The sequence below is a fragment of the Cryobacterium sp. TMN-39-2 genome (genome assembly GCF_004402745.1).
Lineage (GTDB): Bacteria > Actinomycetota > Actinomycetes > Actinomycetales > Microbacteriaceae > Cryobacterium > Cryobacterium zongtaii.
In genome coordinates this window covers 1-15,289 of the sequence record NZ_SOFX01000016.1, presented here as the reverse complement: position 1 = coordinate 15,289, position 15,289 = coordinate 1, and the positions used below count along the sequence as shown (strand labels likewise).

Below are 15,289 nucleotides of genomic sequence, written 5' to 3'. Positions count from 1 at the left end.
GGACCCTGAGCGCCGCCCGCGGGCTAGCCGGGAAGGTCGTAGCGGTGTCTGATGTGCCGGCGGTCGGCGCTGGCCTGCCAGAACTCGATCTCGGTGGGGCGCAGCGCGTAGAGCTGCCAGGCCGGGTTCGGTGCCGCATCGGCGGCCGGGCGTGCGGCCCAGTCCCGGGCGGATGCCTCGGCAGAGAGCTCGACGACCGGGCCGACCAGGCGCACCTGGCGGCCGAGCTGGGACCAGTAGAAGTTCATCGCCGCCTGCGGGTTGGCCGCCAGCTCGCGGCCCTTGCGGGAGGTGCGTGCGGTGGCGAACTGCCATCCGTCGTCGTCGAGGTCTTTGAGGATGAGCATCCGCGACGACGGCGCCCCGGCCCCGGAGCCGGCACTGGCCCCGACGGTGGCGAGGCTGAACGCGTGCGGCTGACGCACCCCGGCGGCGAGCGCCGCCTCGAACCAGCTGAGGAACAGCTCCACCGGGTCGGCCGGGGCGGTGGCCGGGTCGAATGCGGGCAGGTCGTCGGGGAAGTCGGGCAGGGCCCGCAGCCGCGCTCTCAGGGTGTCACTCACGTTCGCGAGCCTACCCATCCGCCCCTCGCGAACCGTGAGAAAAGCACCTGAAATCCGAGATTTCTGGGGCTTAACTCACAGTTCGCGAGACCCAGGAGCCCTCGAGGAGGGTCGCGTGCACGTGCAGGTCGACATCGAGCAGCACCAGGTCGGCGCGCAGGCCCGGCACGATCCGGCCGCGGTCGGTGAGGGCGAGCAGGTCGGCGGGGTTCTGGGTGGCTGCCCGGATGGCGACCGGCAGCGGCACCCCGGCGGTGAGCACCGCGTACCGCACCGCGTGGCTGATGGTGAGCACGCTGCCGGCGATGGTGCCGTCGACCAGCCGCGCCTCGCCGTTGACAACCCGAACATCCAGGGCCCCTAATTTGTAGTCGCCGTCCGCGGCGCCGGCCGCGGCCATCGCATCCGACACGAAAACCGTGCGGGCGGGACTCTCGGTGATCAGGCGCAGGACCGCCGGGTGCAGGTGCACCCCGTCGGCGACCAGCTCGGCGAACACCGTCGGGTCCTCGAGCAGCGCCAGGGCGGCGCCCGGCTGGCGGTGGTGCAGCGGCCGCATGGCGTTGAAGACATGGGTGCCCGCGGTGGCCCCGGCCGCGATCGCCGCCTGCGCGAGGTCGTAGTCCGCGTCGGTATGGCCGATGGCGGCCACGGCGCCGTGCTGCACAATGCTCGCCACGGCGGCCAGCCCTCCCTCCAGTTCCGGGGCGATGGTGACCATACGCACCGCGCCGCCGCCGGCCCCCATCAGCCGCTCGACACCCGCCGGGTCCGGCAGCAGCAACAGCTGCTCGGCATGCGCACCCCGGTGCGCGGGGCTCAACCAGGGGCCTTCCAGGTGGATGCCGGCCAGCAGGCCGTCGCGCACCAGCTCGGCGAGCGCTCGAACAAGGCGCTCCATCTCGTCGATGGGCGCGGTCACCAGGCTGGCCATCATGGTGGTGGTGCCGTGGTCCAGGTGGGTCTGCGTGATACGCCTGGCGACGGCGTGAGTGTCCGCATCGTTGAAGCTGACCCCACCGCCACCGTGGTTGTGGGCGTCGATGAAGCCCGGCGCGAGCACCCCGGCCGGCAGTGAGACATCCGCGGGCCGGGGTGGTTCGCCGGCTCCGCAGTCGACGATCAGGCCGCCCCGCACCTCGACCCAGCCGGGTGAGTACTCCCGGTCGGGCAGGACCACTGTGCCGGCAGCGAGAAGCAGCGGCGTCTCGGTGCCCGGTCCGGCGTCGCCCGGCAGCGCGGGCGCGTGCCCGGGCTCTGCGGTGTCGGGTCGGGAAATGAGCGGTGTCATGACGGGGTCTCCAGGGTTGTCGGTGGCGGCTGAGGGTCAGCCGCGGACGGTGAGGAAGGTGTCTCCGGCCTCGAGCTCCAGACCGGCTGCCACGGCGTCGGCCAGGGTGATGTTCTCCGCCTGGCGCTCCAGGATGATCACCGGAACGATCGGGTCGCGGCCGCCGGCCACGATGGCGGGGACGTCATAGCTGACGATCACGTCACCGGCGGTGACGGTGTCGCCCTGCTGGGCTTGCAGGGTGAACCCCGCGCCTTTCAGCTGCACGGTGTCGATACCGAGGTGCACGAGCACCCCGACACCCTCCGGTGCCACGATCACAAAGGCGTGCGGGAACACCTTGAGCAGCTTGCCGCTGATCGGCGCGATAGCGTCGACGACCTCGCGGGGAGGGTCGATCGCCCCGCCGGGCCCGACGATCGCTTGGGCGAAGGTGGGGTCGGGTACCAGGCCGAGCTCCACGGCGCGGCCGGGAACGGGCGCGAGCACGGTCAGGGAGGCGACGCTCACCTGAGGTCCTCGATGTCGTCGGCCAGGTTTTCGGCCTCGGGGCCGACGATGACCTGCACGATGGTTCCGGACCTGAACACGCCGTGCGCACCGGCGGCCTTGAGCGCGGGCTCGTTGACCAGCGTGGGGTCGGTCACTTCGGTGCGCAGCCGGGTGATGCACGCCTCGATGTCGACGACGTTGCCGGCGCCGCCGAGGCCGGCCAGGATCTGCTCTGCCTTGCTACTCATTAGTTACTCCTCGGAAATGTATACGGATCTGTGGGTTGGATCGGTCGACAAGAAGGCTCTCATCTACGAGACGCCTGTGCGGGCCGGCCCTTGACAAACAGACCGCCGCACCTCCATTATCAAGTAATTGGACCGTACCAGTACGGACCACAAAGCGGAAGTGGTCCGGTTGGTTGTCAGCTGGATCACAGAAAGCCCGCTCCCCGAAAACCAACGCCCTGGAAAGGTGATGAAGTCGTGACACACCTCGACGGCCCGGTCCTCGCTAACGGCGCCGTGCCCAAGCACGTGCAGTTGCGGGCCATCCTGCTCGAACGTGTCGAGACCACACTGGCACCCCATGCCGCGATCCCGCCCGAACGAAAGCTCATGACCAAATACGGCGTGAGCCGGTCAACGGTGCGGGAGGCAATCCGCCAACTGGTCGACGAGGGCGTGCTCTACCGCATCCAGGGAAAGGGCACCTTCGTCGCCGGCGAGCGCGTGCAGAGCGACCTGCACCTCGCCTCGTTCACCGAAGACATGCGTCGGCGCGGCCTGGTGCCCGCCACCGTCGTGATGGGGTCCAGGTTGATCGATGCACCCCTCGAGGTGCGTGCGGCGCTGGGCCTGAGGGCCGGCGCGCAGGTGCAGCAGGTCGAGCGTCTGCGGCTCGCCGGCGGCATCCCGATGGCCTTCGAACGCGGTTACTACCCGACCGGCCTGCTGCCCGACCTCGGGAGCCAGGACCTCACCCGTTCGCTCTACGCCACCTTCGCCACCGAGTACGGTCTGCGCATCGATCACGCCGAACAGACCGCGTGGGCCGAGACCGCGAATGCCGAACTCGCCGAACCACTCGGCATCGACGTGGGTGTTCCCCTTCTCGTCTTCCTCCGCACGTCATCGGCGGGGTCCACCCCCGTTGAACACGTCACCTCGTGGTATCGGGGCGACCGCTACCAGATCCACATGACCCTCGACCTCAACCACGAACTGTAAGTCAGCCTGCTCCGCCCCACCCGGGTGGCCTGCCGAGCTCATCGGCAGCGCCAGCATGCCTTCCCGCAGCCTCTGGCCGCACACCATTCACCAGTCCACAAGACACACCACGAGCACCAACACAGGAGGAATCCATGTCCAGCACCACCGTAGATGCCGGAACGGGACGAAAAATCCCGGGCCTCGCCCAACTCCAGCGCATCGGCCGCAGCCTTATGCTGCCGATCGCCGCCCTGCCGGCCGCCGGTCTGCTCCTGCGCCTGGGTCAACCCGACCTGCTGGGCGCCATCCCGGGCTTCGAGACCGGCGCGGCGGTCATCGCCGCCGCCGGCGGCGCGCTGTTCGACAACCTCCCCCTGCTCTTCGCGGTGGGTGTGGCCATCGGCTTCGCCAAGAAGGCGGATGGCTCTACCGCCCTGGCTGCCGTCGTGGGCTACCTCGTGTTCAGCAACGTCGGCAAGGCGATGTCTCCGCTCGTGATGGGCCTGCCCGACAAGGGTGCCGACCAGGTTCTGGTGAACTACAACGTGCTTGCCGGCGTGCTCATGGGCGTCGTCTCCGCCGTGCTGTGGCAGAAATACCACCGCATCAAACTGCCCAGCTATCTGGCCTTCTTCGGCGGACGCCGGTTCGTGCCGATCGTCACCGCCGTTGCGGCCCTGGTGCTCGGTGTTCTGCTCAGCTTCCTTTACCCGGCGTTCAGCAGCGGCCTCACCTCGTTCGGCGCGTTCGTCAGCTCCAACGACATCTGGGGCGGGTTCCTCTATGGAACAGCGAACCGCCTGCTCATCCCCGTCGGCCTGCACCACATCCTCAACTCGATGATGTGGTTCGTGATCGGCGACTACAACGGCGCCACCGGCGACCTGCACCGCTTCTTCGCCGGCGACCCCACCGCGGGTTCGTTCATGACCGGGTTCTTCCCCATCATGATGTTCGCCCTCCCCGCCGGCGCCCTGGCCATCTGGCACGAAGCCAAGAAGTCGCAGAAGAAGATCGTCGGTGGCATCATGCTCACCGGCGCCCTCACGGCGATGCTCACCGGCGTCACCGAGCCGCTGGAATTCTCGTTCATGTTCGTCGCCTTCCCGCTCTACGTCATCCACGCTGTGCTCACCGGCACCTCTCACGCCCTGGTGAACTTCCTCGAGATCCGGGACGGCTTCAGCTTCAGTGCCGGCGCCTTCGACTACATCCTCAACTTCGGCCTCGCCGAGAAGCCGCTGCTGCTCATCCCCATCGGATTGGCTTACGCGGCGCTGTACTACTTCCTGTTCCGGTTCGTCATCCGCCGCTGGAACCTGAAGACGCCGGGCCGCGGCGACGACGTCGTGGAGGAGGCCGCCCCCGACTCCACCTCGAAGGCCGCGGTCTAGCCTGACCGGCCGGTGTCGCGAGCCTCGCTCGCGGCACCGGTCGGCACCATCGTTTCTCGCACCATCCACCCTTCTCAATCGCATCTGGAGCATCCCTTGGCTGAAGTAGTCATCCTCGAATCCCCCATCGACGCCGGCATCCTGGCCGCCGCATCGATTCGGTCACTCATCAGTCAGAAAGCGGATGCCGTCCTCGGTCTCGCCACCGGCTCCACGCCGATGTCGCTGTACAGCGCCCTCGCCGACTCGCTCAGGTCCGATCCGCTGGACGTGTCCAAGGTGCGCGGTTTCGCGCTCGACGAATACGTGGGCCTGCCCAGCGGACACCCGGAGAGCTACCGGTCCGTCATCACCCGCGACGCGGTGCTGCCGCTCGGTCTCACCCCCGGCAATATCCGGGTGCCCAACGGCGACCTGGCCACCCTCGAGACCGCGGGCAGCGAGTACGAGGCCGCCATCCGCGCCGCCGGCGGCGTCGATGTGCAGATCCTCGGAATCGGCCGCACCGGCCACGTCGGCTTCAACGAGCCCGGCTCCTCATTCGCGTCGCTGACCCGGGTCAAGACCCTCACCGAGAAGACCCGGATCGACAACGCCAGGTTCTTCAGCTCCCCCCATGACGTTCCCGTCCACTGCATCACCCAGGGCCTGGGCACCATCCGCCGGGCCCGTCACCTGATCCTGCTGGCCTTCGGCGAGGAAAAGGCCGAGGCCATCGCCGCGGCGGTGGAGGGTCCGGTCACCTCGAGCAGCCCGGGCTCCGTCATCCAGTTGCACCCGCACGTCACCGTGCTCGTCGACGAGGCCGCGGCCTCGCGCCTGGCCAACCTCGACTACTACCGGTACACCTACGCGAACAAGCCGGCCTGGCAGGTCATCTAACCGGCCACCAGACCCGGCAGCGCGGCGACGACGGCGGCCGCACCGAGCACCATCACCAGGCCGTACCCGCAGGCGCTGAGCACGGACTGGCCCCGCACGCCGATCCGGCCGCCGGCGAAGGCCCCCACCGCGACCAGAACCAGTTGCCAGCCCAGGGAAGCCGCCACGGCGCCCGCCACGAACACGGCCGGCGCGCTGTCCAGGCCGAGGGACGGCGGCAACGCCGCGGTCAGTGCACCGAAGTACAGCAGCGTCGCCGGGTTGATCGCGGTGAGCCCGGCGAACGTCGCAAAGACCCGGCCCGGCGACGGCGGTCGCGGCGGCTTGTCGCGCGGCTGCGCCGCCGCGGGCCGGCGGCGCAGCCCCAGGGCTCCCAGCAGCAGGAGGATCAGCCCGGCGCCCACGGCCGGCGCCGCTCCCCAGGAGTCGAGAACCGGGGCGGCGACCGCACCGATCGCCAGTGCGGCGACGCAATAGAGTCCGTCCACCAACGCCACCGCCAGCGCGGCTATGGCCCCGGCACCGAAGCCGCCGGCCAGAGCCTCCCGCACCAGGAGCACGCCGATGGCGCCGAGCGGCACGGCCACTCCCCACCCGGCCAACAGCCCGCCGACAAACAGTGGCCCCAGCTCGATCTCCATGCCACGATCCTGCCCTGGCCGCCGACCCTGCCCCTAGATTTTCTCCGCGGCACGGCTACGATCGCGGCATGGACGATCTCGACGGCGAAATCATCGGCATTCTGCGCACCGACGGGCGCATTTCCTTCAGTGCCCTCGGCACCGCGGTGGGGTTGAGCACGAACGCGGCCGCCGCGCGGGTGCGGAAGCTCGAAGCCACCGGGGTCATCGTGGGGTATCGGGCTGTGCTGGCCGATGACGCGCCGCTGGGCCCGCTCGGGCTGGAGGCTTTCATCGACGTTCGGCTCCGCACCGACGCGGACTCCGACTCCTTCCTCCTCGCCGCTCTGGCCGAGCCCGAGGTGCGTGATGCCGCGCATGTGACCGGTCCGTACGACTACCTGCTGCACGTTTGGGTCAATGACACCACGCACCTGAACGAGCTGCTGCACCGCCTGAAGAAGCAGGCCGGGGCCGGTCAAACCCAGACTCGGCTCGCCCTGCGGCCACCAGCCACCGCCAGGGAATGACCCGGTCCGGGCGCCGCTTCGGCTAAAATCGGCCGGTGTCCACGTCCCTGCGCCAGTCCCCCGGAGCCCGGGTCGGCCTGTCCATCGCCGTTGCCACCGGCCTGTACGGCGTCTCGTTCGGCGCCCTGTCCGTCGCGTCCGGGCTGACCGTGTGGCAGACCCAGGCGCTGAGCCTGCTGCTGTTCTCCGGCGGCTCACAGTTCGCGTTCATCGGCGTCATCGCCGGCGGCGGCACGCCGGTGGCCGCCGCGAGCGCGGCGGCACTGCTGGGCATCCGCAACGCGGTGTACGGGATGCAGATCAACGTTCTGCTGCAGCCGCGCGGGTGGTGGCGCCTCGCGGCCGCGCAGGTGACCATCGACGAGTCCCTGGCCACCAGCACCGGTCAGACCGACCCTCTCGAGCAGCGACGCGGTTTTTGGGTGGCCGGGGTCGGCATCTTCGTGCTGTGGAACCTATTCACCCTGGTCGGCTCCCTGGCCGGCGACGCGCTCGGCGACCCCAAGCGGTGGGGCCTGGACGGCGCCGCTGTGGCCGCGTTCCTGGCCCTGCTCTGGCCGCGGCTGCGGTCGCGGGACGCCGGCGCGATCGCGGCGGCCTGTGCGCTCGCCACGATCCTTGCCGTACCGTTTGTGCCACCTGGCGTGCCGATTCTGGTGGCAGCCGTGGTGGCCGCCGCAGTCGGCTGGTTCGGCTATCGGGCCGGACCCGACGGTGAGGGCCTGGAGCCCGATATCGACCCGTATCCCGACACCGTGCAGACCGACCGGACGGACCCCTCGTGACCCTGTGGTTCTGGATCGTCGTCGCCTGCGTCGTCGGGTTCCTCACCAAGCTCCTCGGCTATCTCGTGCCGAAGAAGTGGCTGGCGAATCCGCGGGTTGCCCGGATCGCAGGCACCCTCACCATCGGCCTGCTGGCCTCCCTCACCGTTGCCAACTCGGTGGCGACCGGGCAACAGCTGGTGCTCGACGCCAGGCTGGGGGCCCTTGTGGCCGCCGCCGTGGCCCTGTGGCTGAAGGCGCCGTTCCTCGTCGTGGTGATCGTGGGTGCGGCAGCGGCGGCCGGGCTCCGGCTGCTCGGCCTGCCGTAGTCCTGGGCGGGATCGGCCCCGCCCGTGTGCTAGTGTAGGAAGTTGCGCGTCGATCCTTACCACGATCCGACCACTCCGCTGCCCCAATCCATGGCCGGAGTCACGCACCGCTCGAACGGGTACTACCCGCTCGGACGCACTCGACCGGGACTTACGGTCGATCACCTACGCTGTTCGAATTTCGGCGCACGCAATGCTGCGCGCCGCCTTCACACGTCATAACGAAAAGTACGATTCATGTTCACAACCACTCATACCCTCGACCACGCCACGGACGCCATCGACACCCTGTCGCCGGAACACCGCCAGGCGATTCACCTCGCCTACTACTCGGGCTTCAGCAACAATCAGGTCGCCGACCTGCTCGGCGTGAGCGTCGACGTCGCCGATTCCCGTCTGAGCGAGGGCCTCACGCACCTGCGTTCGGCCCTGCGCGTCGCCGCCTGACTACTACCGGGAGACGGGCAATCCTTCTCCTGACACCTCGGAAGGAACCGACAATGTTTCTCCTCTTCGGCATCAATGCCTCGCAGAAGGTCATCAACGTCGTCACGTTCGTCTGCGCATTCTGCGGGGAGCGAGCGCCGCAAAATGTCGTGAAGTCTGCGAACCGGTTCACGGTGTTTTTTCTGCCGCTGTTCTCGTTCTCCACCAAGTATTCCAACGAGTGCACGAACTGTGGCGGACAGACCCGCCTCAGCGCCGACCAGGCGCGACATTCACTGGACTGGGTGCAGTCCCGCATGTCTTCCTAGAGGCTGCGACAGGCGCTCCGGTCGCCTCGAGACCGGTGCGCCACCTCCTCGTGAACAGATGTCCGCACGGGCAACAGTTGTCGGCGGGCTTCGGCTGGTGCAGAGCCGGCTACGAGGTTGATCGCTTCTCGAACACCCACAGGCCGTTCGTGGCCGGGAACCACGGCCGGTCGCCGCTTGTGACTCTGAGGCAGGAGAGGGCGTCGACGTATCCCTGCTGGGTGACCGCCTCGCTGTGCACGAGATCGAAGCCCAGGTCCCCTGCGTATTGGCTGTACCCGCCCAGAGTGAAGAGCTGATAACGCTCCAGGGCTTCCCGCGGGAAGGTCTCGATGCCCCAGGTGAGCGTGAGTAGAAACTCGGCGACGGCATGCCGGGTGCCGGTCAGGCTCCGCCCGCGCAGGTGCAGTGCCCGCAACAACGGGTGCGGGCTGCGCCGCAGGTAGTCGTGGAACGCCTCGACGTCCTCGTCGGACAGTCCGTCCACGGTCGCCGGCTCCGTGGGCCGTTCCGGCATGACACCGTCGCGGATGATCAAGCGGCCCCTGCCGCGCAGGCTCTCGCGGCACCGGGTCACGGTGAGCGCCAGCGCGTCGCACCCGCGCAGGATTGGTTCGGTATTCGGCGACGTTCCGTAGGAGTAGACCTCATGCAGCAGGGCGCTCACGACGATCGTGTCGAACGGCTCGTCGAAGAGCTGCGGCACCTGCTCGGCGTAGCCGCGCCGCACCTCGTGCAGCATCCCGAGCGCAGTCAGCCTGGTGATGGCGTCCGGCGCGGCGTCCAGGGCGGATGTCCGGAAGCCGGCACCCGCGATCGCGGCGGTGAGCTCGCCACCGCCGGCTCCGACATCCAACACCAGGGGGCCACGCAGGTGCGGCAGCACCATCCGCGCCTTGTCACCGAGCGAGGAGCCCATCCGGTCGAAATAGCGAGGCTCCAGCGCAACTGTCGGCATGGGTAGGCGTGCTCCTCGCGGGCGGCGGTCGGGAAGGCTCAAGGCTAGCGAAAACGACGGGTCCTCGTCCGGCTCCGGTGCGTCCCGGGCCGGCTCGCCACCTGCCGGGCGAACGCGGAGTGGAATCGTCTGAGAAACCAACCGTCCGGACGGTCTTTTTTGGTACGATGTTCGCATGGATCGCAAAGCACTCATCCTCGGCGCCGCTCGACAGCTCACACTAGATCGCGGAGTCGTGCCCTCGCTGAACGAGACGGCGAGCAAGGCCGGCGTCTCGAAGGGTGGCCTCCTGCATCACTTCCCCTCCCGGGCGGCGCTTGTGCAAGGACTGGCTGTGGCTGCTCTTGAGGAAATCGACGCCATAATGGTCGCCGCATCGACGGAGGGCCGAGCGGCGGAAACGTGGTTGCGAATCTCGGTGCCGGCCGGGGAGGACGTGGCGTTGTTCCGGGCGTTGGCCATCGCGCACCGCGCGGTCGAGACGCCCGGCGACGACGTCGCGGCCGCATCGCGGGAGGCGATCGCACGGTGGGAGTCGATGATCCAGGACGACACGGGAGACGCGACTCGAGCGCGGATCATCCGTCTAGTCGGAGACGGACTCGCCGCGAACGTCGTCGCCGGCATCGAAACCGCCCCCACGGAGGCGGAGCTCGACGCCCTGATCGACGTCCTCGTGCGCCGTCCGGGGCAGGACAGTCGGTGACCGCGCCCCTTCTGCTCGCGATCGCCGGGCTCGCGGTGCTGGACTCGTTCAACCCGGCCACGATCGTCGCAGTGACTCTGATCCTCCTTGCCGCCCCCCGGCGCCCCGTGCTGACGGCGCTGGCGACGGTGCTCGGTGCAGCACTCACCGTGTTCGGCGCCGGCGCTGCTCTGTTCCTCGGCGCGGGCGCTGCTTCCGGAGCGGTCGACGGCATCGTACAGGGCATCCGATACGTCGCCTTCGCCGCCGCCGGCCTCGTGCTGATCCTCGCCGGCATCCGGCGGTTCCGCACCAGACCCCGCACCCCCATCGCACTGCCCGCTTGGTTCACGCCCTGGACGGCGCTTCCGTTCGGCGCGCTACTGACCGGCGCCGACCTGCCCAACGCGTTTCCGTACTTCATCGCGATCGAACGCCTCCTCAACGCCGGTGTCACTACCGGGGCAGGGCTGCTGATCCTCGCTGGCTACGCCGTGATCTACTGCCTCCCCTGCCTCGTGCTTCTCACCGTGGGCATCCTCTCCCACCGGCGGACGCACGCTTTGCTTTCCCGCATCACCACGCGCCTGGGCACCGGTGACGTCACGGCATCGCCGGTGATAGCAGTCGCGTTGATTCTGCTCGGCGGGGTGGTCGCCTCGCTGCCCTTCTGGGCGCTGCGCTGAACGTGGCGTCGATCCAGATCTCTTCGTTGATGACCTGGACGCCGTCTCGGTAGCTCTCGATAACGCAGAACGAATTTCAGCAGTGTCCGATCCGCGGCCGACTCATCGAGCGACTCCCCCGTGATCGTGAACTACTGGGCAACATCCTCGAGGAGGATCGCGAGCTCGTCGAGTTCGACGTCCCAGCCCTCTCGGTTCTGCTCGAGACGTTCGCGACGGTAGCGGGTACCGCCGGGGAGCGTATCGAAGCCCGATTCGATCACCGTGACATCCGTCCCGGTACCAGCATCGGCGATGGTGAAGCGCACGTGCGTCGAGAACTCGTCGAGCTTTTCGGCGGGGATTCCGGACCAACGGAAGCCGAACGAGTCGTCGGGCACCACCTCGGTGATTTCGATCGGGAAGCTGCCGTAGTCATCCCAGTCGATGCTNCGCCGGGCTCGAGCGCGGCGAACACCACACCGTCTCCGAACCACTGGACCATCACCTCGGGGTCGGTCAGCGCCTTCCAGACGCGCGCGCGCGGAGCCTCGATGTGCACGGTGCGGGTCACGGTGTGGCCCTTGATTCTTGCGTGATCAGACAAGGTGTTTCCTTCACGTTCGAGCTGAGCGCGACGGGACATTGCCCGCCGAGCGGCGCGTGAACTAGTTCCGCAAACGCGCCTCATCGAGCGTACCCATGATTGCGAACCTGTTCACGGGCGAGAGAACCGCGCGAGCTCGATCAGTTGTGGGATTTCCGTGGGGTGTGACCGCGTCCGGGGACAAAAAAACCCCGTGATCACAAGGATCAACGGGGTTTTTCGTGGCGGTACCGGTGGGATTTGAACCCACGGTGGAGTCTCCCCCACACAACTTTTCGAGAGTTGCACCTTCGGCCGCTCGGACACGGTACCGAGAGCGATTGTAGTTGAGAGGAGGGGTCCGGCGCCAATCCGGGCAATTGTCAGAGGCCGGCGGTACTCTCGCGGGGTGACAAACGACAGTTCCACTCCCCGCACTCTTGCCCTCGCCGCCGGCGCCCTGGCCACCACCGCCGGCATCACAGCGGTGGCGGTCGCCAACTACAGGCGCTTCAAGCTGCACCTGGCCGCCAACGCCGCCGAACTCAACGAGACCTTGCCGATCAATTCGCTCTGGTGGCGCACCCACGCCAAGGAGAAGGGCGACCTGCTTTACGTGGCCATCGGTGACAGTGCCGCGCAGGGCATCGGCGCCAGCGCGCCCAACCGTGGTTATGTCGGCATCCTGGCCGACCACATCCGTCTGGCCACAGGCCGCACCCTGCGGGTGATCAACCTCAGTGTCTCAGGGGCCACCGTGGAGCTGGCCGTGCGCGACCAGCTGCCGCGGTTCGCCAAGCTGCAGCCCGACTTCGTCACCGTCGCCATCGGCGCCAACGACATCGCCCAGTGGGATGCGGAACGCTTCGAATCCGGAATTCGCACAGTGTTCGCGGCCCTGCCGCCGCACGCGCTCGTGGCCGACCTGCCGTGCTTCCACCTGCCCCACAACGAACGCAAGGTGGCCGTGGCCAACCAGATCGTGCGCGACGTGGCCGCCGAGCACGGCCTCACCGTCGTGCCGATGCACGCCACCACCAAACGACAGGGCTGGCGGAGCGTGCTGACGCAGGTGGCCAACGATATGTTCCACCCGAACGACCGCGGCTACCGCACCTGGGCGGAGGCCTTCCTGCCCCTGCTCAGCTCGGCCGTGGCCCGACGAGTCCCCCAGGAGGCCCTGACCGAGTGAGGCGTGTCTGCGGCCGCGGCTAGGCTCGCAGCATGGCTAAACCCGTCTCCAACTTCCGCTGCACCGAGTGTGGTTGGACCACCCTGAAATGGGCGGGCCGCTGCGGCGAATGCCAGCAATGGGGAACCGTGGTGGAAACCGCGGAGAAGACTGGCATCAGCCGGTCGGTCGCTCCCTCCGTTGTGAGCGGCACCGGCGTAGCCCGGCCGATCACCCACGTCGACACGACGGCGGTAGCGCACTGGCCCACCGGCATCAACGAGTTCGACAGGGTACTCGGCGGCGGCATCGTGCCCGGCTCGGTGATCCTGCTTAGCGGCGAGCCCGGGGTGGGCAAGTCCACCCTGCTGCTCGAGGTGGCGTCCAAGGCGGCCGTAGCCAAGTCCCGGGTGCTCTACGTCAGCGCCGAGGAGTCCGTGGCGCAGGTGCGCCTGCGCGCCGAACGCACCGGGGCACTGCAGCCGGAACTCTTCATCGCCGCCGAGACCGATCTGGCCACCATCCTCGGCCAGATCGACGCGGTCAAACCCGATTTGGTGATCATCGACTCCGTGCAGACGGTGTCTAGTTCCCTCAACGACGGCCAGGCCGGGCAGCCCGGCCAGGTGCGCGAGGTGGCGTCCACGCTCATCCGGCTCGCCAAGGACCGCAACCTGCCCGTGCTGCTGGTGGGGCACGTCACCAAGGACGGCACCATTGCCGGCCCGCGGCTGCTGGAACACCTGGTGGATGTGGTTTGTCAGTTCGAGGGCGACAGGCATACTGCGCTGCGGTTCGTGCGGGCCCTCAAGAACCGCTTCGGCTCCACCGACGAAGTGGGCTGTTTTGAAATGACCGGTGACGGCATCAGCGAGGTCGCTGACCCGAGCGGGCTGTTCCTCAGCCGCGGCACCGCCGCGGTCTCCGGCACCTGTGTGACCGTGGCGATGGAGGGACGTCGCGCCCTGCCGGTGGAGGTGCAGGCGCTCGTGATCGACACCGCCATGCCCAACCCGCGCCGGGTGACCAACGGCGTGGACGGCTCCCGCGTGGCGATGCTGCTGGCGGTGCTGGAGAAGCGGGCGGGCTATCCGCTCTCGAAAAAGGACGTGTACGTGTCCACGGTGGGCGGGGTACGGCTGGTGGAACCGGCCGCGGACCTGGCCATCGCGATCGCGGTCGCATCGGCGCTCAAGGACGAACCCATAGCGCACAACGTGGTGGCGTTTGGCGAGATCAGCCTGGCCGGTGAGATCCGTCCGGTGTCCGCGGCCAAACAGCGCGCCGCCGAGGCCGCCCGGATGGGCTTCAGCACCCGTATCGACGCGTCCAGCAGCACCGTGCAGACCGCGGTGAACCGGGCGCTGGGCACGGGTATCTCCCGGCGCGACGCCGAGCTGGACGACGCGTTCCGGTAGCGGGTCGGGTCAGTCCGTCGACGGCTCGATCGGTCCGAGTGCGCGCAGCAGGTCAGCCGGAGCCGCCTGCATCACGGCGGGGCCGGCCACGTCGAAGAAGACCATCTCCAGCGTCTCGCTGTGCACGGTGAGGAACTCCCGCAGCCACTGACCGTTGGCCACCATCACCTGCGGATCGACCTCGTCGGGGATCATCCGGGCGTAGTTCTCGCCGGAGGAGAAGAGCAGCAGGGTGCGCTTGTCGCTGCCCTCCCGACCGAACACCCGCACCTGCTCCGCGGAGCCCTTGACCACGAGCAACGGCGCGATCACGACATCGTTGCGGAGCGCGTACGCCACCGCCGCGACATCCTGCTTGGCCAGGGCGCTGGCCAGGGCATCCGATCGGGTATCTGAAGTCGCGTCTGTCACGTGCTCCATTCAATCATTCACGGCCGGAGCGGGGCCACTCGAGGCCTCAGCCCGGAGCGAACACCGCGGGCCGGCGGTCAGTTGAGCAGGAACTGGGTGGGGCCGGCCGATTCGACGCCGCCCACGCTCACAGAGAGGTAGTACGACGCGCCCTCGCCGGGCACGGGCTCCCGGTCGATGATCTCGCAGGTCTCCGGGCTGGAGCGGGTACGGTCCCAGGTGAGCGGCGTCTTGGTGCTCACCGCGACGCCTGGCTGCAGGGTGACCTCGGCGTCTGCCGGGTCGGACTGGCAGTCGGTGGAGGACCAGTACACGTCGGCGCCGCTGGTGATCGTGAACACCTGCGTGGCGGTGCCGGCGTTCAGGGTGCAGGGTGTGCTGCCGGTGTTGGTCACGCTCAGGGAGAGCTCAGGTTCGTCGCCCGCGTCGTAGGCGTCCTGGTCGGTGATCGCCTCGACCTGCACGGCCGCCGGGTCGCACGCCGCGCCGGCGGCGCCGGGGGCGGCCGGGTCGGCGGCAATTGCCGGATCGGCCGCGTTTCCGGTCGGCGTCGGCGCCGCCGTC

21 protein-coding genes and 1 tRNA gene are annotated in these 15,289 nt (G+C 68.6%); 12 read left to right on the top strand and 10 right to left on the bottom strand.

Annotated features, from left to right (window positions below):
- Positions 1-23: 23 nt before the first annotated feature.
- From E3O57_RS05085 to E3O57_RS05070, 4 genes are all read right to left on the bottom strand, one after another.
- Positions 24-563, bottom strand: a complete 540-nt coding sequence (locus tag E3O57_RS05085; protein ID WP_103461350.1) for a pyridoxamine 5'-phosphate oxidase family protein — start codon at positions 561-563, stop codon at positions 24-26.
- A gap of 70 nt (positions 564-633) precedes the next feature.
- On the bottom strand, positions 634-1,854 hold the full coding sequence (nagA, locus tag E3O57_RS05080; protein ID WP_103478448.1) for an N-acetylglucosamine-6-phosphate deacetylase: 1,221 nt from the start codon (positions 1,852-1,854) through the stop codon (positions 634-636).
- Between the two features lie 36 nt (positions 1,855-1,890).
- Positions 1,891-2,364 carry a PTS glucose transporter subunit IIA gene (locus tag E3O57_RS05075; RefSeq protein ID WP_103478449.1) on the bottom strand — a complete coding sequence of 158 codons (474 nt, stop codon included), beginning with the start codon at positions 2,362-2,364 and terminating at the stop codon, positions 1,891-1,893.
- Positions 2,361-2,594: a glucose PTS transporter subunit EIIB gene (locus E3O57_RS05070; RefSeq protein WP_103430187.1), complete on the bottom strand. Its 234-nt coding sequence runs from the start codon at positions 2,592-2,594 to the stop codon at positions 2,361-2,363. Before E3O57_RS05070 ends, E3O57_RS05075 begins: the two co-directional genes overlap by 4 nt.
- Positions 2,595-2,831: 237 nt before the next feature.
- On the opposite strand from E3O57_RS05070, the gene E3O57_RS05065 reads away from it, so the two are divergent.
- The 3 genes from E3O57_RS05065 to E3O57_RS05055 all read left to right on the top strand — a co-directional run bounded on the left by E3O57_RS05065 (position 2,832) and on the right by E3O57_RS05055 (position 5,833).
- Entirely contained in the window at positions 2,832-3,575 is a 744-nt protein-coding gene (locus E3O57_RS05065; protein ID WP_103461302.1) for a GntR family transcriptional regulator, read from the top strand.
- 134 nt (positions 3,576-3,709) lie between these two features.
- Entirely contained in the window at positions 3,710-4,951 is a 1,242-nt protein-coding gene (locus E3O57_RS05060; protein WP_103461303.1) for a PTS transporter subunit EIIC, read from the top strand.
- Between the two features lie 96 nt (positions 4,952-5,047).
- A complete protein-coding gene (locus tag E3O57_RS05055; RefSeq protein ID WP_103461304.1) occupies positions 5,048-5,833 on the top strand; it encodes a glucosamine-6-phosphate deaminase in 786 nt (261 codons plus the stop codon).
- On the opposite strand, the gene E3O57_RS05050 is transcribed toward E3O57_RS05055, so the two are convergent.
- Positions 5,830-6,474 carry a LysE family transporter gene (locus tag E3O57_RS05050; RefSeq protein WP_103478450.1) on the bottom strand — a complete coding sequence of 215 codons (645 nt, stop codon included), beginning with the start codon at positions 6,472-6,474 and terminating at the stop codon, positions 5,830-5,832. The genes E3O57_RS05055 and E3O57_RS05050 overlap by 4 nt on opposite strands.
- A 68-nt stretch (positions 6,475-6,542) precedes the next feature.
- On the opposite strand from E3O57_RS05050, the gene E3O57_RS05045 reads away from it, so the two are divergent.
- From E3O57_RS05045 to E3O57_RS05025, 5 genes are all read left to right on the top strand, one after another.
- Entirely contained in the window at positions 6,543-6,983 is a 441-nt protein-coding gene (locus E3O57_RS05045; RefSeq protein WP_103461306.1) for an Lrp/AsnC family transcriptional regulator, read from the top strand.
- 35 nt (positions 6,984-7,018) lie between these two features.
- The gene (locus E3O57_RS05040; protein ID WP_103478451.1) at positions 7,019-7,768 is read left to right on the top strand and encodes an AzlC family ABC transporter permease; all 750 of its coding nucleotides are present in this window, start codon (positions 7,019-7,021) and stop codon (positions 7,766-7,768) included.
- Positions 7,765-8,076 (top strand): AzlD domain-containing protein, encoded by a 312-nt coding sequence (locus tag E3O57_RS05035; RefSeq protein WP_103461308.1) that lies wholly within the window; start codon positions 7,765-7,767, stop codon positions 8,074-8,076. Before E3O57_RS05040 ends, E3O57_RS05035 begins: the two co-directional genes overlap by 4 nt.
- 237 nt (positions 8,077-8,313) lie before the next feature.
- Positions 8,314-8,523 carry an RNA polymerase sigma factor gene (locus E3O57_RS05030; RefSeq protein WP_088457294.1) on the top strand — a complete coding sequence of 70 codons (210 nt, stop codon included), beginning with the start codon at positions 8,314-8,316 and terminating at the stop codon, positions 8,521-8,523.
- A gap of 53 nt (positions 8,524-8,576) precedes the next feature.
- Positions 8,577-8,831 (top strand): zinc-ribbon domain-containing protein, encoded by a 255-nt coding sequence (locus tag E3O57_RS05025; RefSeq protein WP_088457295.1) that lies wholly within the window; start codon positions 8,577-8,579, stop codon positions 8,829-8,831.
- Between the two features lie 109 nt (positions 8,832-8,940).
- On the opposite strand, the gene E3O57_RS05020 is transcribed toward E3O57_RS05025, so the two are convergent.
- Positions 8,941-9,789 (bottom strand): methyltransferase domain-containing protein, encoded by an 849-nt coding sequence (locus tag E3O57_RS05020; RefSeq protein WP_165787838.1) that lies wholly within the window; start codon positions 9,787-9,789, stop codon positions 8,941-8,943.
- A gap of 175 nt (positions 9,790-9,964) precedes the next feature.
- Between E3O57_RS05020 and E3O57_RS05015 the strand changes: the two genes are divergently transcribed.
- Together E3O57_RS05015 and E3O57_RS05010 are read left to right on the top strand one after the other, a co-directional pair.
- A complete protein-coding gene (locus E3O57_RS05015; RefSeq protein WP_103461351.1) occupies positions 9,965-10,495 on the top strand; it encodes a TetR/AcrR family transcriptional regulator in 531 nt (176 codons plus the stop codon).
- A complete protein-coding gene (locus E3O57_RS05010) occupies positions 10,492-11,160 on the top strand; it encodes a GAP family protein (protein WP_165787839.1) in 669 nt (222 codons plus the stop codon). The genes E3O57_RS05015 and E3O57_RS05010 overlap by 4 nt, the downstream gene beginning before the upstream one ends.
- A 131-nt stretch (positions 11,161-11,291) precedes the next feature.
- Here E3O57_RS05010 and E3O57_RS19150 read toward each other — a convergent pair whose 3' ends face one another.
- Together E3O57_RS19150 and E3O57_RS04995 are read right to left on the bottom strand one after the other, a co-directional pair.
- Positions 11,292-11,636: an SRPBCC domain-containing protein gene (locus E3O57_RS19150; RefSeq protein WP_255455734.1), complete on the bottom strand. Its 345-nt coding sequence runs from the start codon at positions 11,634-11,636 to the stop codon at positions 11,292-11,294.
- 332 nt (positions 11,637-11,968) lie between these two features.
- Positions 11,969-12,058, bottom strand: a tRNA-Ser gene (locus tag E3O57_RS04995).
- A gap of 76 nt (positions 12,059-12,134) precedes the next feature.
- Between E3O57_RS04995 and E3O57_RS04990 the strand changes: the two genes are divergently transcribed.
- Together E3O57_RS04990 and radA are read left to right on the top strand one after the other, a co-directional pair.
- Positions 12,135-12,917, top strand: coding sequence for an SGNH/GDSL hydrolase family protein (locus E3O57_RS04990; RefSeq protein WP_103478455.1), 783 nt, complete (start codon positions 12,135-12,137; stop codon positions 12,915-12,917).
- Between the two features lie 32 nt (positions 12,918-12,949).
- Complete coding sequence (gene radA, locus E3O57_RS04985) at positions 12,950-14,314, top strand: DNA repair protein RadA (RefSeq protein WP_103461312.1); 1,365 nt, start codon at positions 12,950-12,952, stop codon at positions 14,312-14,314.
- A gap of 9 nt (positions 14,315-14,323) precedes the next feature.
- On the opposite strand, the gene E3O57_RS04980 is transcribed toward radA, so the two are convergent.
- Together E3O57_RS04980 and E3O57_RS04975 are read right to left on the bottom strand one after the other, a co-directional pair.
- Entirely contained in the window at positions 14,324-14,725 is a 402-nt protein-coding gene (locus tag E3O57_RS04980; RefSeq protein ID WP_370289834.1) for a dehydrogenase, read from the bottom strand.
- A gap of 77 nt (positions 14,726-14,802) precedes the next feature.
- On the bottom strand, positions 14,803-15,289 hold a 487-nt coding region (locus E3O57_RS04975; protein WP_134456571.1), incomplete at its 5' end, for a DUF4232 domain-containing protein.